At 71.3% G+C, this 20,797-nt stretch carries 15 protein-coding genes; 4 read left to right on the top strand and 11 right to left on the bottom strand.

Going from position 1 to position 20,797, the window contains the following annotated elements:
- Positions 1-162 precede the first annotated feature (162 nt).
- Complete coding sequence (lexA, locus tag EAO72_RS36645) at positions 163-957, top strand: transcriptional repressor LexA (RefSeq protein ID WP_148021322.1); 795 nt, start codon at positions 163-165, stop codon at positions 955-957.
- Between the two features lie 83 nt (positions 958-1,040).
- Here the strand turns inward: lexA and EAO72_RS36640 are convergent, their stop codons facing one another.
- The 5 genes from EAO72_RS36640 to EAO72_RS36620 form a co-directional block, all read right to left on the bottom strand.
- On the bottom strand, positions 1,041-3,011 hold the full coding sequence (locus EAO72_RS36640) for an ATP-dependent DNA helicase (RefSeq protein WP_148021321.1): 1,971 nt from the start codon (positions 3,009-3,011) through the stop codon (positions 1,041-1,043).
- A gap of 50 nt (positions 3,012-3,061) precedes the next feature.
- On the bottom strand, positions 3,062-4,936 hold the full coding sequence (locus EAO72_RS36635; protein WP_148021320.1) for an IucA/IucC family protein: 1,875 nt from the start codon (positions 4,934-4,936) through the stop codon (positions 3,062-3,064).
- Between the two features lie 60 nt (positions 4,937-4,996).
- Positions 4,997-5,704 (bottom strand): GNAT family N-acetyltransferase, encoded by a 708-nt coding sequence (locus EAO72_RS36630; RefSeq protein WP_148021319.1) that lies wholly within the window; start codon positions 5,702-5,704, stop codon positions 4,997-4,999.
- A 76-nt stretch (positions 5,705-5,780) separates the two neighbouring features.
- Positions 5,781-7,673 (bottom strand): IucA/IucC family protein, encoded by a 1,893-nt coding sequence (locus EAO72_RS36625; RefSeq protein ID WP_148021318.1) that lies wholly within the window; start codon positions 7,671-7,673, stop codon positions 5,781-5,783.
- A gap of 29 nt (positions 7,674-7,702) precedes the next feature.
- Positions 7,703-9,082: a diaminobutyrate--2-oxoglutarate transaminase family protein gene (locus tag EAO72_RS36620; RefSeq protein WP_148021317.1), complete on the bottom strand. Its 1,380-nt coding sequence runs from the start codon at positions 9,080-9,082 to the stop codon at positions 7,703-7,705.
- Positions 9,083-9,443: 361 nt separating this feature from the next.
- On the opposite strand from EAO72_RS36620, the gene EAO72_RS36615 reads away from it, so the two are divergent.
- Together EAO72_RS36615 and EAO72_RS36610 are read left to right on the top strand one after the other, a co-directional pair.
- Entirely contained in the window at positions 9,444-10,673 is a 1,230-nt protein-coding gene (locus EAO72_RS36615; RefSeq protein WP_187285331.1) for a trypsin-like serine peptidase, read from the top strand.
- Between the two features lie 257 nt (positions 10,674-10,930).
- The gene (locus EAO72_RS36610) at positions 10,931-12,103 is read left to right on the top strand and encodes a trypsin-like serine peptidase (RefSeq protein ID WP_148021315.1); all 1,173 of its coding nucleotides are present in this window, start codon (positions 10,931-10,933) and stop codon (positions 12,101-12,103) included.
- A gap of 73 nt (positions 12,104-12,176) precedes the next feature.
- Here EAO72_RS36610 and hflX read toward each other — a convergent pair whose 3' ends face one another.
- The 6 genes from hflX to miaA form a co-directional block, all read right to left on the bottom strand.
- Positions 12,177-13,697 (bottom strand): GTPase HflX, encoded by a 1,521-nt coding sequence (gene hflX, locus EAO72_RS36605; protein WP_148021314.1) that lies wholly within the window; start codon positions 13,695-13,697, stop codon positions 12,177-12,179.
- Positions 13,698-13,830: 133 nt separating this feature from the next.
- Positions 13,831-15,294, bottom strand: coding sequence for a M1 family metallopeptidase (locus EAO72_RS36600; protein WP_148021313.1), 1,464 nt, complete (start codon positions 15,292-15,294; stop codon positions 13,831-13,833).
- A 160-nt stretch (positions 15,295-15,454) separates the two neighbouring features.
- A complete protein-coding gene (locus tag EAO72_RS36595) occupies positions 15,455-17,626 on the bottom strand; it encodes a RelA/SpoT family protein (RefSeq protein WP_148021312.1) in 2,172 nt (723 codons plus the stop codon).
- A 240-nt stretch (positions 17,627-17,866) separates the two neighbouring features.
- A complete protein-coding gene (gene dapF / locus EAO72_RS36590) occupies positions 17,867-18,754 on the bottom strand; it encodes a diaminopimelate epimerase (RefSeq protein ID WP_148021311.1) in 888 nt (295 codons plus the stop codon).
- Between the two features lie 76 nt (positions 18,755-18,830).
- A complete protein-coding gene (locus EAO72_RS36585; RefSeq protein WP_148022240.1) occupies positions 18,831-19,271 on the bottom strand; it encodes a hypothetical protein in 441 nt (146 codons plus the stop codon).
- Positions 19,272-19,378: 107 nt separating this feature from the next.
- A complete protein-coding gene (gene miaA / locus EAO72_RS36580; RefSeq protein WP_148021310.1) occupies positions 19,379-20,317 on the bottom strand; it encodes a tRNA (adenosine(37)-N6)-dimethylallyltransferase MiaA in 939 nt (312 codons plus the stop codon).
- 238 nt (positions 20,318-20,555) lie between these two features.
- On the opposite strand from miaA, the gene EAO72_RS36575 reads away from it, so the two are divergent.
- Positions 20,556-20,797, top strand: a 242-nt coding sequence (locus EAO72_RS36575) for an antitoxin (RefSeq protein ID WP_148022239.1), incomplete at its 3' end; no start/stop codon positions are given.

Raw genomic sequence — 20,797 nt, 5'->3', positions numbered from 1 at the left:
GTCCGGCCCGACGGTGCGACGCCCCTCCCGGCTTCGCTCATACACCCGGCACTGAACACTCGGCACACTTTTATTCGTTTTTCACTCGAACGTGTGTTTGGCGCAACCTTTCGAAAGCTACTACCGTTGTCCAGCTAGGGAGACCATTCGAGAGGGGCCGACGTGACCACCACCGCAGACAGTGCCATCATCACTGCCCAGGACCGCTCCCAGAGCCGACTCGAGCCGGTGCATGCCATGAATGACTCAGTCACGAACACGGAGGGGCCGGAGCCCGGGCGCCCAGCGCGCTCGCTGCCCGGACGACCTCCTGGAATCCGGGCGGACAGCTCGGGGCTCACGGACCGGCAGCGGCGAGTGATCGAAGTCATCCGGGACTCCGTACAACGCCGGGGCTACCCCCCGTCGATGCGGGAGATCGGTCAGGCGGTGGGCCTTTCCAGCACGTCCTCCGTCGCACATCAGCTGATGGCCCTGGAGCGCAAGGGCTTCCTGCGCCGCGACCCCCACCGCCCGCGGGCGTACGAGGTACGTGGCTCCGACCAGCCCAGCACCCAGCCCACGGACACCACCGGGAAGCCCGCGGCGTCGTACGTGCCGCTGGTCGGCCGGATCGCGGCCGGTGGGCCGATCCTCGCCGAGGAATCGGTGGAGGACGTGTTCCCTCTCCCCCGCCAGCTGGTCGGGGACGGAGAACTGTTCGTGCTGAAGGTCGTCGGTGACTCGATGATCGAAGCGGCGATCTGCGACGGGGACTGGGTCACCGTACGACGCCAGCCCGTGGCGGAGAACGGCGACATCGTGGCCGCCATGCTGGACGGCGAGGCCACGGTCAAGCGCTTCAAGCGCGAGGACGGCCATGTGTGGCTGCTCCCGCACAACTCCGCGTACCAGCCGATCCCCGGCGACGAGGCAACGATCCTCGGCAAGGTCGTGGCGGTGCTGCGGCGGGTGTGAAGCACCGTCGTCACCCGCGAGGGCCCCTGGGATCCGCTGTACGGATCCAGGGGCCCTGGTCATGTCTCCACGGCCCGTGCGGGCTACTTCGCGTCTGCCTTGGCCGCCGCGTCGATCGCGGCGAGCGAGCGGCGTGCCTGGTTCGGGTCGGTCGTGTACCAGAAGTCGGGGAGCGAGGCGCGCAGATAGCTGCCGTACCGGGCATTGGCCAGGCGCGGGTCGAGCACGGCGACGACGCCCTTGTCTCCGGTGGCCCGGACCAGACGGCCGGCGCCCTGGGCCATCAGCAACGCGGCGTGCGTGGCGGCCACCGCCATGAAGCCGTTGCCCCCCGCCTCCTCGACGGCCTTCTGCCGCGCGCTCATCAGCGGATCGTCGGGCCGGGGGAACGGAATCCGGTCCATGACCACCAGCTGACAGCTCGCACCGGGGACGTCGACCCCCTGCCAGAGCGAGAGCGTGCCGAAGAGACAGGTCTCCGGGTCGGCCGCGAAGTTCTTGATCAGCTCCCCCAGGGTCTCCTCGCCCTGGAGCAGGATCGGCTTCTCCAGCCGGCCCCGCAGCTCCTCGGCGGCGGCCTGGGCCGCCCGCATCGAGGAGAACAGCCCGAGCGTGCGCCCGCCCGCGGCTTCCACCAGCTCGGCGAGCTCATCCAGCATGTCGGTACGGGACCCCTCCCGGCCGGGTGTCGCCAGATGCCGGGCGACGTACAGGATCCCCTGCTTCGGGTAGTCGAAGGGCGAGCCGACGTCGAGGCCCTTCCACTGCGGGATGTCATCGCCGGCGGTGCCCTCCGGGGAGAGCCCGAGGGACGCGCCCACCCCGTTGAAGTCCCCGCCCAGCTTGAGCGTGGCCGAGGTGAGGACCACGGAGCGCTCGTTGAAGAGCTTCTCGCGCAGCAGCCCGGAGACCGAGAGCGGGGCGACCCGCACGGAGGCGCCGAAGCGGTCGTGGCGCTCGAACCAGACGACGTCGTACTCGGAGCCCTGCGTGATGCGTTCCGCCACGCCATGGATGCTCTCGACCGAGGCGAGCGCCTGCTTACGGACCGCGTCCTCGTCCGCGACGGACTTGTCACGGGTGGAGCCGAGCGCGGTGATCACCGTACGAGCGGCGTCCCGCAGCGCCATCAGCGCGTATCCGAGGTCCTCGGGCACTTCCTCCAGCCGGCCGGGCAGGGCCAGCTCCATGACCCGCTCGAACCCCTCCGACGCCGTCTGCAACGCGTCGGCGGCCTTCTCGTTGACCAGCTTCGCCGCCCGGCGCACCGCCCGGTTGACCTGGCCCGGGGTGAGCTCGCCGGTGGCCACTCCGGTGACCCGGGAGACCAGCTCATGGGCCTCGTCGACGATCAGTACCTCGTGGCTCGGGAGCACCGGGGCGCCCTCGATGGCGTCGATGGCCAGCAGCGCGTGGTTCGTGACCACCACATCGGCGAGCTTGGCGCGCTCGCGGGCCTGCTCGGCGAAGCACTCGGCCCCGTACGCGCACTTGGTGGCGCCCAGGCACTCCCGGGAGGAGACGGAGATCTGTGCCCAGGCCCGGTCCGAGACACCGGGGGTGAGGTCGTCCCGGTCGCCCGTCTCCGTCTCGTCCGCCCAGTCCCGCATGCGCAGCAGGTCCTGGCCGAGCTTGCTCGACGGGGCCGCCGCCTCGAACTGGTCGAAGAGCCCCTCTTCCTCCTCCTGCGGCACGCCCTCGTGGAGACGGTGCAGACAGAGGTAGTTCGACCGGCCCTTGAGCATGGCGAACTGCGGGCGGCGGCGCAGCAGCGGATGCAGGGCGTCGACCGTACGCGGAAGATCGCGCTCCACGAGCTGGCGCTGCAGGGCCAGCGTCGCCGTGGCCACCACGACGCGCTCGCCATGGGCCAGGGCGGGCACCAGGTAGCCGAGCGATTTGCCCGTACCGGTGCCCGCCTGGACGAGCAGGTGGGATTGGTCGTCCACTGCCTCGGCGACGGCATCGGCCATGGCGGCCTGGCCGGGTCGCTCCGTACCGCCGACGGCGGTCACGGCGGCGTGCAGGAGCTCGGGGAGAGATGGCTTCGTCATAGCTCGTCCAGCCTACGGGGCGCCGCTGACAACGACGGTCACTCCGGGACTCACGCGGAGGGGTGGAGCGGGTTGGGCACCGTGCCGTGGACCGCCGCGTGCGGGCGCTCGGGCCGGTCCCGGTAACCGTCCAGGTGCAGGCGGTTGCGGTTCAGGCAGAGGCGCTCGATGCGGGGCGTCAGCATGTCGAACATCTCGAACCTCTCCTTCAGCTCGGGAAAGCGGGCCTGGTGGCGCAGGATCTCCGCCCGGACGAGTGACCAGAACGCGCTCTCCGGGATGCCGAGCTGTTCCTCGCAGAGCGGGGACAGGAAGCGGAAGACTCCGGTGAAGAGGCCGGAGTGGATGAACTGGGTGAGGAAGGCGGGTTCCTCGGTGAGCAGGACGCGGCGCACGTCCGGCGGCATCGTGTCGTGCTCGGGCAGCGGCCGGGCGCTGATGTTCACGTCGTCGACGAAGTCCTTGATCGCCAGGCGTACCGGAACGTCGTGGTCGTCGAAGACGACGATGGCGTTCTCGCCGTGCGGGGAGAACACCGTGCCGTAGCGGTACAGGAAGTGCAGCAGCGGCGGGAGCAGCGCGGCGAAGAGGCGGGTCAGCCAGCCGGTCGGCGTCAGACCGGAGCGGGCGACCAGCTCGGCGGTGAAGGCACGGCCCCGGGGGTCGGTGTGCAGCAGCGAGGCGAGGGTGCGGGCCCGCTCGCCGGGTGCGAGGCGCGGCAGCAGCGGCTCGCGCCAGATCGCGCCGAGGATCTCCTTGAACTGGTACGGCGTCTCGGGGAGGTGGTCGTAGAGCGGGTGCTCGACCGTGACCGAGGCGACCTCGCCGAGGAGGATGACACCGCAGGTGTCCCGCAGGAACGGATCGTTGTCGCGCAGCCCCTGCACCCAGCCGGTGACGGCGGGCGCGGCGAGGGTGCGTTCGGTCGGCAGGCCGCGCCAGACCAGGGTGTTGAGGATGGACAGCGGGAGCTTGACCGTGTGCCGGTCGGGCCGGTCCAGGTTGGCGAAGGTGCGGATGGACTGCTGCGGCAGCCGCAGGTCCGGGTCGGCGTGCAGCGGGACGATGTCGCCGGCGGCGATGGCGGGGGCGAACAGGGGCACGATCCACTCGTCCCACTGCCAGGGGTGCACGGGCAGGCAGTAGTAGCCGTCCGGGTCGAGACCGCGGCCGCGCAGGACGTCCGAGAACGACTCCCGGACCGCTGGGTCCAGCTCCTGGGCGTAGAGGCGGCCGGGGTCGGCCAGCTCGCTCACGCCCCGGTAGGCGGCGATCCGTGAGGAGACGGCGATCCAGGGCAGGGTGACCGGGGTGCGGGCCTCGGGCGTGTAGCGGGCCGCGTCGGCGGCGGAGAAGCCGAGCCGCCCCTTGTTGGCGACGATCCAGGGGTGGCCCGTCTGGTGGCCTTCGAGCTCGGCGTAGCCGAGGTCGGCCAGTTCGGCGGCGGCGAGTGCGCCGTGGTCGAGGCGGGCGTCGGCGGTGAGCGTGGTGGTGAGTTCGCGCACGAGATGGCCGAGGGTGGCACCGTCCAGATCGAGGAGCCGGCGGGCGCGGGCGAGGAACCGCAGCGGATCCCCGAAGGGGACGCTGTCCGCGACCTGGTCATGGCCCGGCGCCCCGGCGGCGTCGGCCTCCGTCGCCTCGCTGTTCGCCTCCCGGATCGAGTCGGGGGCGACGCGCCAGCTGCCGTAGACCCCCCGCCGGGCGGTGAAGCTCAGGCTGCCGCCGTCGTCGAGCACCAGGGTGTACGTATCACCGCCGGCGGATCGTGGGACGGGTCGGATCACCTCCTCGTAGGCGAATTCGCCGAGCATCTTGGCGAGCAGGCGGGCGGCGGCCCGGTCCCAGACCGCGCGGTTCAGTTCCGGGGTGCTGAGCAGCGCGGGCGAAGGGGCTGCGTCACGGCTCGCGGGATATTTCTGCACGGGGACTCCTCGGGTGGGAACCGACGGGGTTCGAGCGGCGGGGACAGGGCAGCGGATCGTTCACAGCTGGGCACGGTGGGCTCGGTCGCGGACCATCAGCGCGGCCCGCTTCTCCGGGAGTTCGACCTCGGCGGAGTAGCGGAATCCAGCGCTCAGGAAGGCGGAGACGGACGGGGTGTTGCGGACGTCGGGCTCGGCGACGACGCGGGTGCACCGTGGGCGGTTGTCGAGTACGAGGTCGGCGACGGCCCGCAGCAGGGTGCTCCCGGTCCCGCGGCCCCGCCGGCCCACCTCGCCGATGAGGAGGTGGATACCGGTGTCGTGCGGCCGGACCGGGCAGTGCCGGGCCAGGGGGTCGAGATCGGCGCGGTAGATCTCCCAGTAGCTCATGGGCACACCCGAGAGCACCCCCAGACAGGGAACGCTGCGCCCGTCGCCGTCGAGTTGGGGCATCAGGTGTCCGGCGGTGACGGTCTCGGCTCCGGCGAGTTCCCAGAAGGCCGCGACGGCAGGGTCGTTCATCCAGCGGCTGATCACCGCGAGGTCGCGTTCCAGTCGCACGGGGACGAGCTGGAACACGCCGGCCGGCGTCGTGACGGGCTTCCACCGCTCCGGCCGGTCGAGGAGACCGGAGTCCTGCGGTCCGTTTCCGTCCGCGGGGACCTCCTCGCCCAGGAGCGCGAGCAGTTCGGCGGTGAGCCGCAGGTCCAGTGTGTCCTCGGCGCCCTGGTCGGCCTGGGGGTCGGTGGGCGCATCGGCGGGAGGCACGGTGACGCTCTCCTCTCCGGACGGTTGGCGTCCGTCGCTCGATGGTCGGCGTCCCGGCGGGGACGGGGCGGCTTCCTCAGCCGCACAGGGGGTTGGTGATGGTGACGTAGACGGACTGGGTGTCCACGGGTCCGACGAGTTCGTCGAGGCCCCGCAGGCGCGTGAGCATGTTGGCCTTGCAGCGCAGGCGGGGGGTTTCCAGCAGTTGGGCGGGCAGTGGGGATCCCAGTGCGGTGGCCGTGCCCAGGAACCGCCGGAAGGCGGCGAGGAGCACCTGTTCGTCGGCGAGCTGCTGCGCCCCGAACGCCCCGATCAGTCCGAACACGTTGTTGATGCCGAGGTAGTACGCGAAGCGTTCGTCGGTGACGGCGTCGGAGACGAAGGTGTCGCTGACCGCTCCGATGCCGGGGAGCCTGCGGTCGAGCACGGCGCGATGGGATTCACGGAAGTAGTAGCCCTGATTGTCGCGGTAGCGGCCGCCGACCGGCCAGCCCTCGGCGTCGAGGAGGACCAGGGTGTTCTGCTGGTGTGCTTCGAGCGCGACTCCGGCGTTGCCGTCGAGCCAGAGGACCGGCTGCACCACGCGGTCCAGGTAGCGCAGGAACCACTCGGCTGCGACGGCCGTCGTGGTCCGGCCGGTGGCGGCGGCGAGGCGGCGGACGATGTCGGCGAGGCGGGAGCGCATCTCCGGCCGGTCCGGCCAGGGGCGCGGTGCGGTGAGCCCGGCGATGCAGACGGCGTCGTCGTACCGGTCGAACGGGTTGTGGCGCAGCATGACGTCGAGGCCGGGGACGTGTTCGCCCTCGGGGGTGTCGACCGCCAGCCAGGCGGGGTCCCGGACGATGTCGAAGCCGGGGTGGGCGGCATGCCACTGCCGGGCGAGTCCGGTGCGCAGCAGCCGGTGGACCTCCACGCCGCGGTGGAGCTCCTTGCGGAGGTTCTCCCGGCGGGAGTTGGTGATGCGCACGCCGAGGGAGAGCTTCAGCATGAGGTCGACGCCGGGCCGTTGCACGGTGCGTACCGAAGAGGTGGGGTGCCAGCGCTCGCCGTACGGGCCGAGGTCGTGCAGCAGGCCGGAGTCGGCGAGGGCGGCGACTTCGGGGCGCATCGCCAGTTCGCGGGCCTGCCAGGGGTGGAGCGGGATCGGCGTGGTGTGCGCGGGGATGCGCAGGCCCTCGGCGTGGCGGGCCACGAGTTCCGCGGCCGGGACCGGCCGGCCGTGGTCGGTCCAGGCCGAGTCGGTGGCCAGGACGGAACGGTCGACGGCCATCCAGTGGAGCGCGAAGGAGCCGTGTGCCTCGGGCGAGTAGAGGCGGGACTCGGAGTCGGAGAGGCCTTCCCTGCTCTTGGGCGAGGGGTGGAGCGGGTGGCCGAGGAGCAGGGACTGTTCCGCGGTGAGGAAGAGGTCCGCTTCGGCGGGGGCGGTGGGCCGGCGCCGTTGGACGGCGATGAATCCGGCGGTCCGCCGTACCGAGTCGGCCACCCTGGCCACCATGTCGGCGCCCTCGTTGTGGTCGGCCTCTCGGCCCAGGAGCGCGGCGACGGTGACGGCGTCGGCGGTGGGCGCGCCTTCTGGGGCCTGTTCCAGGAGGGGCGGGCCGAAGCGGTGCCAGCCGGTGGCGGACCAGTGGCGGACGGGGACGAGCAGAGCGGTGCCGCTGGCGGGGAGCGGGATGCGGAGGGTGTCCTCTTCCGGGCGGGGCAGGTCGCATTCGCGGACCCAGCAGCGGAGCAGGTTCTCGATGCCTGCCGCGTCGGCGGCGCGCAGCGGGTCCGGGTGGTCCAGCGGGTCCGTTGCCGGTGCGGCACAGGCGGCGGTCGTCCGGTGGCTCTGCCACTGACCGTGCGGCACCTCCTTCTGGCGCGGCACGGTCGACGTCTCGACGGCGAGGTGGCCGGAGGTCCCGGCCTCTCCCCGGTGGTGGCTGGAGGGAGGGCCGTCGGCCTCGGGCGCGGGGGTGGGGTTCACGGCGGTCTTTCCTGTGATGGTTTCCGGGGTCAGCGGATCGACGCGGTCGCGGCCCGTCGATACGGTGAGCGTTCGGCGGCTGCCAGGGCGTCGGCGAGGCGGTCGACGACCGCTGTCGCCTGTTCGTCGGTGAGCGTGAGGGGCGGGAGCAGGCGTACGACGGTGGAGTGACGGCCGCCGAGCTCGACGATGAGTCCGCGGCGCAGACACTCCTGCTGGACGGCCGTGGCGAGCACGGGATCCGGTGGTGCCTCGCCGCCCGGGCCGACCGGGGCGGCCTCGGGGTCGACGAGCTCGACGCCGATCATCAGGCCCCGCCCTCGGACGTCGCCGATGCAGGAGTGCTGGGAGGCAAGGGCCCGCAGGCTCGCGAGCATCCGGGCGCCGAGGTCGGCTGCCCGATCGGCGAGCCGGTTCTCCCGCACGTACGCGAGGGTTGCGGTGCCGGCGGCCATGGCGAGCTGGTTGCCGCGGAAGGTGCCTGCGTGCGCGCCCGGCTGCCAGGTGTCGAGTTCGGAGCGGTAGACGATCACGGCGAGCGGCAGGGAGCCTCCGATGGCCTTGGACAGCACCATCACGTCGGGCACGATGCCGCTGTGCTCGACGGCCCAGAAGGCCCCGGTCCGGCCGACGCCGGTCTGGACCTCGTCGGCGATCAGAGGGATGGAACGGGCCGCGGTGATCTCCCGCATCCGCCGCGTCCAGAGGTCGGGTGCCGGGTTGACCCCGCCTTCGCCCTGGACGGGTTCGAGGATCATGCCGGCCGGTGCGGGAGTTCCGCTCTTGGGGTCGTCGAGCACGCTCTCGGTCCACCGCGCGGCGAGTTCCGCGCCGTGTTCGCCTCCGGTGCCGAAGGGGCAGCGGTAGTCCTGCGGGAACGGGAGCCGCGTCACCCGTACGTCCTCGGCGCCGCCGGACGCCGCGAGGGCACCCGCGGTCATGCCGTGGTACGCACCGGTGAAGGCGAGCAGGCCGCTGCGGCCGGTGGCGGCACGGACCAGGGTGAAGGCCGCCTCGACCGCGTCGGTGCCGGCCGGTCCGCAGAACTGGATGCGCGCGTTGTCGGCGAACTCCCGCGGCAGCGTGGCGAAAAGCTCCGTGGTGAAGGCGTCCTTGACCGGTGTGGCCAGATCGAGCACGTGCAGGGGCGCGCCGGAGTCGAGGACCTTCTTGATCGCCTCCAGGACGACCGGGTGGTTGTGCCCGAGGGCCAGGGTCCCCGCGCCGGACAGGCAGTCGAGATAGCGCCGCCCGTCCGCTCCCTCGATGGTGAGCCCTCGCGCCCGTACCGGCACGATCGGCAGTGAGCGCGCATAGGTACGGGCGGCCGATTCACGCAGCGACTGACGGCGCAGGATGCCCTCGTGCGGCGCGAGTGGTGGTGCCGGAGCTGGTTCGGTCACGGCCACGGCTGTTGATCCTCCCGCTGTAACAGTTGCGTTGCACGTCAGCACGATTCCGCAAGGACGGACTACGGGGGTGAACGCTGTCTCCGTGTCCCCCGTACGTACCAACGACGCCGGGCGCGGCGGATCACGGGTAAATCCGAAGATCCTTGCGGACCCCAACCGGGGCCCTGCCGCACGCCGTCCATGGCCGCACCGGCATAGTGGGGGACCGTGCCGTGGCTCCGGGACAACCTCCTGGGCGCCGTGGCCTGCCCGGAAAGGCGCCCGGAGCGCAGTCCGGTGGAGCCGGCCCGCGGGCGTCGGGCAGTGCGGAAGTGCAGTACAGAAGCGTTGGGTTACGAAGTCCCAGGGGGATCACGAGATGCGACTCATTCGACCAGGATTCACCGCACGCCGTGGGGGAAGCGCTCGCCGCACCCCCTCCACCGTGCTCGCGACGGCGGCGGTCACCGCCGTCCTCGCCCTCACCGCGACGGCCTGCGGGCCCGGCGAGGACGACGCGAGCACCGAGCCGAGCAGCAGTTCCGCGGGCCAGACGTCGGACGGCAAGATCACCATTCCGGATGATCTGAAGGACCGGCTCAAGGAGCACGGGATCGACCTCGACCAGTGGAAGGGCGGCGACTGGAAGAACTGGGACAAGGACAAGTGGCTGCGTGAGGCCAAGGACTACATCAACCCCATCATCGAGGGCCTCTGGGACCCGGACCGGATGCGGGACGCCGACAAGGCCCCCGAGCAGCCCGTCGACAACGACATCTCCGGCGACGCCGGCGTGACGGACCCGACACCCGCCCCGGTCCGCGCCGTCGGCGTGCAGACGCCCTTCCACGACAACGCCGCCGAGTCCGGGAAGCTGTTCTTCGACGGCCCCGAGGGTTCGATGGTCTGCTCGGCAACCGTGGTGAAGGACCCGGCACACCCCGGAAAGTCCAACATGGTGTGGACCGCCGGACATTGTGTGCACGCGGGCAAGAAGGGCGGCTGGTACCGCAACATCGCCTTCGTTCCGTCGTACAACAACAGCGGGCTGTCGAGCGACGAACTGCGGAACAACCCGCCCAAGGAGAAGGTCGCCCCGTACGGCGTGTGGTGGGGCTCGTGGGCGCAGACCTCCGAGCAGTGGATCGACCAGGGCGCTTCGGTCGGCGGCCTGGGCGCCCCGTACGACTTCGCCGTGCTGCACGTGACCCCGGAGAAGGGTTCTACAGGCAAGTCCCTGGAGGAGACGGTCGGTTCGGCGCTGCCCGTCGAGTTCAACGCCCCGGCGGTGCCCAAGATCGCCGACATGACGGCCACCGGCTTCCCGGCCGCTCCGCCGTACGACGGCCAGAAGCTCTACCAGTGCAAGGACAAGCCGGGCCGGCTGTCGCTCACCGAGAACGACCCGACGATGTACCGCATCGGCTGCTCGATGACCGGCGGTTCCTCCGGTGGCGGCTGGGTCGCGGCGGGGCAGGACGGCAAGCCCGCGCTGGTCTCCAACACCTCCATCGGCCCGGTGTCGGCCGGCTGGCTCGCCGGTCCGCGCCTCGGCAAGGAAGCCAAGGGCGTCTACGACTCGGTCAGCAAGAAGTACGCGGGACAGTAGGGCGGGATCGGGTCGCCTTTCCCCCCGGGGCGAAGGGCGACCCGGCCCGACAGGGGCCTTGCGCGGGACACCCTTTCACGGAAGGCCCCTGATCCACCTCGTGACTTCCGGGCTCCCGGCCCGTCGGCCCTCCGGTGGCAGGAGCCGCCGTCCCGGGCGTCATAGGGTGGTCCCCGCACATCACCGACAGCCGGTCCGTCCGGCGTGCGACATGACACGCTCATGCCATTTTTAAAGGTTTCAGGGGGAATCTTTCCATGCGATTCATACGTCCGCTGCTGAGCGCGACCGGCCTCGTCGCCGCACTCGCGCTGACGGCGACGGCCTGCGGTCCGAGCGAGGACGCCGCTGCCGACAAGCCCGCGGCCACCACGTCGGCCGAAGGCAAGGACTCCGGCGGCGACATATCCGCCGACCTGGCCGACACCCTGAAGAAGCACGGTGTCGACCTGGACAAGTGGAAGAGCGGCGACTGGAAGAACTGGGACAAGGACCAGTGGCTGCACGAGGCCAAGGACTTCGTCAACCCGGTCATCGACGGACTGTGGAAGCCCGACCGGATGAAGACGGCGAAGGACCCGGCCAAGACGATGTCCGCGGGGGACCTCTCCGGTGACCAGGGCGTCAGCGACCCGGAGCCGGCGCCGGTCACGGCCGAGCGCGAGAAGACGCCGTACCACGACTACGCGGCCCCGGTCGGCAAGGTGTTCTTCGACTCCCCCGAGGGCTCCATGGTCTGCTCGGGCACGGTCGTCAAGGACCCGAAGAATCCTGGCAGGTCCAACCTGGTATGGACGGCCGGTCACTGCGTTCACGCCGGCGCGAAGGGCGGCTGGTACCGCAACATCGTCTTCGTGCCCGCCTACAACGACCAGGGCAAGGACGCCACTTCGCTGAAGAACGCGCAGCCGCGGGAGATCGCCCCGTACGGTGCCTACTGGGCGGACTGGGCCAGCACCTCGGGCGAGTGGCTGGCCGACGGCGGCCCCACCGGCGGCGAGGGTGCCCCGTACGACTACGCGGTCCTGCACGTGAAGCCCGAGCAGGGCACCAAGTCCCTGGAGGAGACCGTGGGCAACGCCCTGCCGGTCGACTTCGACGCCCCTCAGGTCACGCAGATCAGCGCGATGGGGGCCTGGGGTTACCCCGCCGCCCCGCCGTACGACGGTCTGATCATGCACAAGTGTGTCGACCGTCCCGGCCGGCTCTCGCTCAGCCCCGCCACGCCCACGATGTACCGCATCGGCTGCACGATGACCGGCGGCTCGTCCGGGGGTGGCTGGTTCAGCGAGACGAGCGACGGCAAGCTGGCCCTGGTGTCCAACACGTCCATCGGACCGGTGACCGCAGGCTGGCTCGCCGGACCCCACCTCGGCGAGGGCGCCCAGCAGATCTTCACGATGATGAGCGACAAGTTCGGAGCCCGGTAGCAGCACCCGCGCCCGGAAACGGCGGAGGGCCGGCACCCCATGGGGTGCCGGCCCTCCGCCGTGATCGCTGTGCTCAGCTCACCGCGGGTACGAAAGCGGCGAGGTCCGAAGCGAGCTCCTCGTGCACCCGCGCCTTGAGCAGGGTGCCCTCCGACGTGTGCTCCTCGGAGATCACCTCACCCTCGGCGTGCACCCGGGAGACGAGTCCGCCCTGGGTGTACGGCACGAGTGCCTCGATCTCGACCGAGGGCCTCGGCAGCTCGCTGTCGACGAGGGCGAGCAGCTCGTCGATGCCGGCGCCGGTCCGTGCCGACACCGCGATCGCGTGCTTCTCGTTGCGCAGCAGTCGCTGGAGTACCAGCGGGTCGGCAGCGTCCGCCTTGTTGATCACCACGATCTCGGGCACGTCGACCGCGCCCACTTCGCGGATCACCTCGCGCACCGCGGCGAGCTGCTCCTCCGGGACCGGGTGCGAGCCGTCGACCACGTGCAGGATGAGATCGGACTCGCCGACCTCCTCCATGGTGGAGCGGAACGCCTCGACCAGGTGGTGCGGCAGGTGCCGTACGAACCCGACGGTGTCGGCGAGGGTGTAGATCCGCCCGCTCGGCGTCTCGGCCCGGCGCACGGTCGGGTCGAGGGTGGCGAACAGGGCGTTCTCCACCAGCACACCCGCACCGGTCAGCCGGTTGAGCAGCGAGGACTTGCCCGCATTGGTGTAGCCCGCGATGGCGACCGAAGGCACCTTGTTGCGCTTGCGCTCCTGCCGCTTGATCTCGCGGCCGGTCTTCATCTCCGCGATCTCCCGGCGCATCTTCGCCATCTTCTCGCGGATCCGTCGCCGGTCCGTCTCGATCTTGGTCTCACCGGGACCACGGGTGGCCATGCCGCCACCGCCGCTGGAACCGCCGCCGCCCATCTGACGGGAGAGCGACTGACCCCAGCCGCGCAGGCGCGGCAGCATGTACTGCATCTGTGCCAGCGAGACCTGTGCCTTGCCCTCGCGGGACTTGGCATGCTGGGCGAAGATGTCGAGGATCAGAGCGGTCCGGTCGACCACCTTGACCTTGACGACGTCTTCCAGGTGGATGAGCTGGCCGGGGCTGAGCTCACCGTCGCAGACGACGGTGTCGGCCCCTGTTTCCAGAACGATGTCTCGCAGTTCGAGCGCCTTGCCGGAACCGATGTAGGTGGCCGGGTCGGGCTTGTCACGCCGCTGGAAGACGGCGTCGAGCACCTGGGCTCCGGCCGTCTCGGCCAGGGCCGCCAGTTCGGCGAGGGAAATCTCCGCGTCGTGCACCGTGCCCGAGGTCCAGACACCGACGAGCACCACGCGCTCCAGGCGCAGCTGCCGGTATTCGACCTCGGTGACGTCCTCGAGTTCGGTGGAGAGGCCCGCCACGCGCCGCAGTGCGGCACGGTCGGAGCGGTCCAGCTGGTCGCCGTCCCGCGCTCCGTCGATCTCGTGGCTCCAGGCGACGTCCTCTTCCATCAGGGCGTCGGCCCGAAGGCTTTCGGTGAGGCTCTCGGTGACGTTCTCCGTGGCACTCTGCGCGTCCTGCGCGTCCTGGGGAAGGGAAGAAGAGGAGGTCATTGGATCCTTACGTCGAGAGGAGTGGTGTACATCAGTCACAACGCGTGACCTCCCGGGATGATTCCCGCAGGGGGATTTCTCCGGTCCGGCCGCCGTGGCGACTCGTCGATAGTGGCACGGCGGGCCCCGCCCGTCACGCGGGTTTACCGCTGCCCGCGGGTGTCGCGCTCGCCCAGTCCGGGTGCCCCGGCATGGGCGGTGTCTTCTTCCCGTACAGCCAGCCGTCGAAGAACGCGGTCAGGTCACGTCCGGCCACCCGGGACGCCAGGGCGGTGAAGTCGGCCGTGGCGGCGTTGGAGTCGCGGTGCTTCCGCACCCAGAGCCGCTCCAGCCGGTCGAAGGCGCCCTCGCCGATCTTCTGGCGGAGCGCGTACAGGACCAGCGCGCTCCCGTCGTACACCACCGGCCGGAACAGGCTGATCTTCTCGCCGGGTGCCGGCGCGGCGGGGCGGGCCGGCGGGCCGCCCGCGGCGCGCCAGCCGTCCGAGCGGGTGTAGGCCTCGCGCATCCTGCGCTCCAGCGGCTTGTGGGCGTGCTCCTCCGCATAGCGCGCCTCGTACCAGCTGGCGTGTCCCTCGTTGAGCCAGAGATCGGACCAGGTCAGCGGGGAGACGCTGTCGCCGAACCACTGGTGGGCCAGCTCGTGGACCATGACCGAGTCGACGTACCACTCGGGGTAACCGCCGTCGGTGAACAGGCGGCGCTCGAAGAGGGAGAGGGTCTGGGTCTCCAGCTCGAACCCGGTCTCGGTGTCGGCGACCAGCACGCCGTAGTTCTCGAACGGGTAGCGGCCGACCTGCTGTTCCATCCACTCCAGCTGGCCCGGTGTCTTCTTCAGCCAGGGTTCCAGCCTCTCCCGGTCGGCGGCCGGTACGACATCGCGCACGGGCAGACCGTGCGGGCCGGTGCGCTCGGCGACGGCGGACCGGCCGATGCTGACCTGGGCCAGTTCCGTGGCCATGGGGTGACCGGTGCGGTAGGTCCAGGTGGTGCGGTCGCCGTGCCGGACCCTTCCGGTCCGCTCCCCGTTGGCCACCACGGTGAGCTCCTGCGGGGCGGTGACGCGGAAGGTGAAGTACGCCTTGTCCGCGGGGTGGTCGTTGCCCGGGAAGACCCGGTGCCCGGCGTCGGCCTGGTTGGCCATGGCGAGCCCGTCGGCGGTCCGGACCCAGCCCCCGCTGTCCCGCTCGCCCGAGGGATCGCTCGTGTGGTGCACGGTGATGCGCAGCGGCACGCCTGCCGGGAGGCGGCCCGGCACTCCGATGACCAGGTCCTCGCCCTCAGCCGCGAAGTCCGCGCGCAGGCCGTTGACGTCGACGGAGTGAACGGTTCCGCGGGTGAAGTCGAGGTTGATCCGGTCCAGCGGCTCGGTCGTCCGGGCCTCGATCGTGGTGACGGCGTCGAGGGGTTCGCTGTTGCGGCCCCGGTAGCTGAGGCCGATGTCGTAGGCGAGTACGTCGTATCCGGGGTTGCCGAGATGCGGGAAGAGCGGGTCCCCGATGCCGAGGGGCACCGGTGCGGGCAGGGTGGCGGCGACGAGAGTGGCCGATGCGGTGGCCAGCAGGGCGGCCCGCAGACGGCGGGAGAGGAACGGCATGGACTACGGCTACCAGCGCCGCGCCCGCCATACCGGGACGGCGCGCACCGCGCCACCCGAACGAGATCCGCCGTGGCGGAAGTGCGGGGGGTGCTCAGGCCGCGCCGACATGCGGCGGTCCGTCAGAGCGCGGCCGCCGGGTGCTGGGCGCGGCGGTCCGTCAGAGCGCGGCGGCCGGGTGCTGGGCGCGGCTCACGTCGTACACACCCGGTACGTCACGCATGGCGCGCATCAGCGCGGGCAGTCCCGCGGCGTCCGGCAGTTGCAGGGTGTAGGTGTGGCGTACGCGCTGTTCGCTGGGGGGCTCGACGGTCGCCGAGATGACCGCCGCGTCCGCACCGGCGATCGCCTCGGTGAGGTCGGCGAGGAGGCGGGGTCGTCCGAAGGACTCCGCGACCAGGGTCACCCGGCATTCGGCCGCGTCGCCCCAGCTCACGACGACCGGCACCCGGCCGACGGCCTCCATCCTGGTCACGACCGGACACTCCAGCCGGTGCACGGTGACGGCGCCGCCTCGCACCGTGAAGCCGGTGACCTCGTCGGGGGGTACGGGGGTGCAGCAGCCCGCGAGGCGCACGGTGGTGTCGGGCCGCTCGACCACGGCGCTCACGGGACGGCCTGCCGTTCCGGCGGGTCCGCCCCGCGCGGGCCGGGCGGCCCGGTCCGGCTGCGGACCGGGCCCGGGGGCGTCCGCCGGGCCGCCGGCGGCGGCCTCCGTGTCCTGGGGGTGTGTATCGAGCCAGCCGGTGATGGCGATGCGGGCGGTGGGTGTCCTGGCGTGGTCGAGCCAGTCGGGCGAGGGGCCGGACGCGGCGTCCTCGGCGAGGAGCGGCTGGACCGTGTCGCCGTCGCCGAGCACGGTGCTGAGGGTGGCGAGCCGGCCGTTCACCCGGGCGCCGATGCAGCTGTGGGCGGCGTCGCCGTACTGCGCGTAGGCGGCGTCCACGCAGCTGGCGCCCGCGGGCAGGCCGAGCGTGCCGCCGTCGGTGCGGAAGACGGTGATCTCCCGGTCCTGGGCGAGGTCGGCTCGCAGGGTGGTCCAGAACGTGTCGGGGTCGGGCGCGGACTGCTGCCACTGGAGCAGCCGGGAGAGCCAGCCGGGTCGGGTCGGGTCGGCCCGTTCGCCGTCGACGGGTTCGGCTCCGGGTGCCGTGCCGTCGGCGGGTTCGGCGCTCGGCGCCGTGCCGTCCGCGGCGTACGGATTGCCGAGCGCGATGACGCCGGCCTCGGCGACCTTGTGCATGCGGTGGGTACGGATGAGGACTTCGGCGACCTCGCCGTCCGGGCCCACCACCGCGGTGTGCAGCGACTGGTACAGGTTGAACTTGGGTGAGGCGATGAAGTCCTTGAACTCGGAGATCACCGGGGTGAAACAGGTGTGGAGCTCACCGAGGACGGCGTAACAGTCGGCGTCCTCACCGACGAGCACCAGCAGGCGTCCGAAGTCGCTGCCGCGCAGTTCACCGCGCTTGATCCGGACGCGGTGCACGGAGACGAAGTGGCGTGGCCGGACGGCCACTTCGGCGGTGATGCCGGCCTCCCGCAGCACCGAGGCCACGTTGTCCGCGATGGCGGTGAGCGGGTCCGCCGTCGCGGTCGCGGCGGTCGCGGCGGAGATCACGGCGCGGGTGTGCGCGTACTCCTCGGGATGGAGGATGGCGAAGACGAGGTCCTCCAGCTCGGTCTTGAGCGCCTGCACACCGAGCCGTTCCGCGAGGGGGATCAGGACGTCACGGGTGACGTGGGCGATCCTGGCCTGTTTCTCGGGGCGCATCACGCCGAGCGTGCGCATGTTGTGCAGCCGGTCGGCGAGCTTGATCGACATCACCCGGACGTCGTCGCCGGTGGCGACGAGCATCTTGCGGAACGTCTCGGGCTCGGCGGCGGCGCCGTAGTCGACCTTCTCCAGCTTGGTCACCCCGTCGACGAGGTAGCAGACCTCCTCGCCGAACTGCTCGCGTACCTGGTCGAGGGTCACCTCGGTGTCCTCGACGGTGTCGTGGAGGAGGGACGCGGTCAGGGTCGTGGTCTCGGCGCCGAGCTGGGCGAGGATGAGCGTGACCGCGAGCGGGTGCGTGATGTACGGCTCGCCGCTCTTGCGCATCTGTCCGCGGTGCGAGCTCTCCGCGAGGACGTAGGCCCGGTGCAGTACGGAGAGGTCGGCGTCGGGGTGGTGGGCCCGGTGCGCCTCGGCGACATGTCCGATGGCGTCCGGCAGCCGGTCCCGGGAGACCGGGCCGAGCAGGGCGACCCGGCCGAGCCTGCGGAGATCGATCCGGGGACGGCCCCGCCTGCGGATGGGAGCACCTGGGTTGGTGGCCTCTGCGCTCATGGGGCACCTCCGGCAACGTCGACCGGCGGTGGGGAGGCGCGGTCGCGCTTCCGGGCCGGTGCTTGATGCTACCGACCCCACCACGCGGCGGAGTCCGGCTCTCGCCCAGCGTGAAACGGATCACCCATTCGAGCGAAGCTCTGTTCGCTCAGCGTTTCGATCTTCGCCGGCTCGGAGCTTCGGGCCCTGTTCCTTCAGCGTGTCGGGCGCTGTCCCGTCACCGTGTCACTCGCGGCCCGTTCAACGCTTCGGGCGCTGTCCGTCCACCGTGTCGAACCACGCCGGATCGATCGTGCCCTCGGCGACGATCACGGCTGCTCCGGTCATCTCGATCTCGCCGTCCGGGCGCTCGGTGATCACCAGGGTGCCGCCCGGCAGATCGACGGTGTACGTGACCGGAACTCCGGTCTCCGCGGGGTCCGCCGCGTCCCGGCGGGCCGCGGCGACGGCCACGGCGCAGGCGCCCGTGCCGCAGGAGCGGGTCTCGCCCGAGCCGCGCTCGTGGACCCGCATCGCGACGTGCCGGGGCCCGCGGTCCACGACGAACTCGATGTTGACCCCGTCGGGGTAGACGGCGGCCGGCGCGAACGACGGCTCACTGAACAGGTCCCCGGCGTGCGCCAGGTCGTCGACGAACGCGATGGCGTGCGGGTTGCCCATGTTCACGTTGCGGGTGTCCCAGCTGCGGTCGCCGACGGTGACGGTGACCCCGTCGCCGGGAAGCAGGGCGCGGCCCATCGACACGGTGATGTCGCCGTTCTTGGCGAGGTGCACCTTCTTCACGCCGCCACGGGTGGCCACCGCGAGGTCGCCCTCCTCCACGGCGCCGACGTGCTGCAGATAGCGGGCGAAGACCCGCACGCCGTTGCCGCACATCTCGGCGACCGAGCCGTCCGCGTTGCGGTAGTCCATGAACCACTCGGCGTCGTCCGCCATGACCCGGGCCTCGGGGTGGGCGGCGGAGCGCACGACGTGGAGCACGCCGTCGCCGCCGATACCGGCGCGCCGGTCGCACAGCCCCGCGACGAGGGACGCCGGCAGGTCGATGGCGTTGTCCGGGTCGGGAACGATCACGAAGTCGTTCTCGGTGCCGTGGCCCTTGAGGAAGGCGATCTGCGAGGTGGTCACGAGACAACTGTACGAGCCCGCACCGACAGCGCGGCGAACCGGCCCGCCGGACGGCCCGGGCGCCCGGTCCGCTCCCTCAGCCCCGCAGCCGGGCGACGCGCCAGACGGCCAGCGCGACCAGTACGGCGCACACCGCCACGTACAGCGCGATCACCCGCCAGTCGGCCCGCTCCCCGGAACCCCGGGACGGCAGTCCTGGCCAGATGTGCCCGACGCGGCGGGCGGCCATCATGCCCCAGCCCGCGGCGCAGCAGCTGATCAGCAGCCCCAGCATGGCGACCACAGGGCCACCGTCACCCACCTCGAAGGCGAGCGGGAAGGCGAACATCAGCGATCCCAGCGCGGCCAGCATGACGATCGGCGCGAGCTGCCAGATACGCATCCGACGGGCGGGACGCAGCTCCACCTCGACCTCGGGGGTCACCGCGAGCTCATCGGGCCCGTCGGGGCTCAGACGTCCTGCCTCGTGCTGCGTGTCCGGTGCGTCTTGTTCTGTGTCGCGAGGGCCGGCCTCCATCGCCACGCGCCCTCCCAACTCGGACTCCACTGGTCGATCGATGCTCGATGATGGCACGCCGCAGGTCGCCGAAATGACGGGCAGGGCTTCCCGATGCCATCACGTGATCAGGCTGTAACCGCTCGTTCGACCAACGCCAGCGCCCGGCCCGGGAGTTCCCCGCGGTGCTCCACGGCACCGTTCAGCCACTGGACACGCGGGTCGCGGCGAAACCACGAGTCTTGGCGGCGCGCGAAGCGTTTGGTGGCGCGCACGGTCTCGGCGCGCGCCTCGTCCTCCGTGCATTCCCCGGCCAGGGCGGTGAGCACCTGCTGGTAGCCGAGCGCACGGGAGGCGGTGCGGCCCTCACGCAGCCCGCGTGCTTCCAGGTCGCGTACCTCGTCCACGAGCCCGGCCTCCCACATCCTGTCGACGCGTACGGTGATGCGTTCGTCGAGTTCGGGGCGGGCCACGTCGACGCCGATCTGCACGGCGTCGTAGACCGCATCGTTACCGGGAAGGTTGGCGGTGAACGGCTTGCCGGTGATCTCGATGACCTCCAGGGCCCGCACGATGCGCCGGCCGTTGCTCGGCAGGATGGCGCGGCCCGCCTCCGGGTCGGCCCCGGCCAGCCGCGCGTGCAGAGCGCCCGAGCCGTGCTCGGCCAGCTCCGCTTCCAGGGCGGCCCGGACGCCGGGGTCCGTACCGGGGAACTCCAGGGCGTCGATCGCGCCCTTCACGTACAGACCGGAGCCGCCGACCAGGACGGGCGTGCGGCCCTCGGAGAGCAGCCGGTCGATCTCGGCGCGGGCCAGGCGCTGGTACTCCGCCACGCTCGCCGTCTCGGTGACGTCCCAGATGTCCAGCAGCCGGTGGGGCACCGAGCCGCGTTCGGCGGGTGTCAGTTTGGCGGTGCCGATGTCCATCCCCCGGTAGAGCTGCATGGAGTCGGCATTGACCACTTCGCCCCCGAGCTGCTGAGCGAGGAACACCCCCAGGTCGGACTTTCCGGCTGCGGTGGGACCGACGACGGCGATGACCCGCGGTGCGGGAGCTGGACTTCTCACTGCCACAGTCTCGCAAACCTCCGGGCCGTTCCCGAATGGGCGACGGACAGACCGCGGGGTATGCGCGTCGTCACGCACCGCCGAGTAAAATGGTGTCTCCATATGGGTGGTTTCTCATGGTTCTGCCGTTTGTCCCCCGAGGCCGCCGATACCGCGGCCGGGAGAGTAGGGGGCGGCGCGGCGGGTATCGGGACCGGGGAGAGCACGCGCACGCAGCCCCCAGCAGAGAAGGTGTCCGATGGGCTTCATGGACAATTTGAAGGCGAAGCTGAGCCCCGCGAAGGACAAGGTGAGCGACCTCGCGCAACAGCACGGGGACAAGATCGACCAGGGGCTCGACAAGGCCGCGCGCACGGTGGACGCCAAGACCAAGGGCAAGTACAGCGACAAGATCGTGTCGGGTACGCAGAAGGCCAAGGGAGCGGTGGACAAGCTGGCTCAGAAGGACGGGGGCGGTACGCCGCCCACCCCCGGCAGCAC

The organism is Streptomyces sp. OR43, from assembly GCF_008042275.1.
Lineage (GTDB): Bacteria > Actinomycetota > Actinomycetes > Streptomycetales > Streptomycetaceae > Streptomyces.
This window is presented reverse-complemented; position numbering and strand designations above follow the sequence as displayed.

What these genes read in the sequence shown, in the direction of transcription:
- EAO72_RS36640 (WP_148021321.1), bottom strand. Translation starts at nt 3,011, where the DNA reads ATGACGAAGCCATCTCTCCCCGAGCTCCTGCACGCCGCCGTGACCGCC.
- EAO72_RS36615 (WP_187285331.1), top strand. Translation starts at nt 9,444, where the DNA reads ATGCGACTCATTCGACCAGGATTCACCGCACGCCGTGGGGGAAGCGCT.
- EAO72_RS36610 (WP_148021315.1), top strand. Translation starts at nt 10,931, where the DNA reads ATGCGATTCATACGTCCGCTGCTGAGCGCGACCGGCCTCGTCGCCGCA.
- hflX (WP_148021314.1), bottom strand. Translation starts at nt 13,697, where the DNA reads ATGACCTCCTCTTCTTCCCTTCCCCAGGACGCGCAGGACGCGCAGAGT.
- EAO72_RS36600 (WP_148021313.1), bottom strand. Translation starts at nt 15,294, where the DNA reads ATGCCGTTCCTCTCCCGCCGTCTGCGGGCCGCCCTGCTGGCCACCGCA.
- EAO72_RS36595 (WP_148021312.1), bottom strand. Translation starts at nt 17,626, where the DNA reads ATGAGCGCAGAGGCCACCAACCCAGGTGCTCCCATCCGCAGGCGGGGC.
- EAO72_RS36585 (WP_148022240.1), bottom strand. Translation starts at nt 19,271, where the DNA reads ATGGAGGCCGGCCCTCGCGACACAGAACAAGACGCACCGGACACGCAG.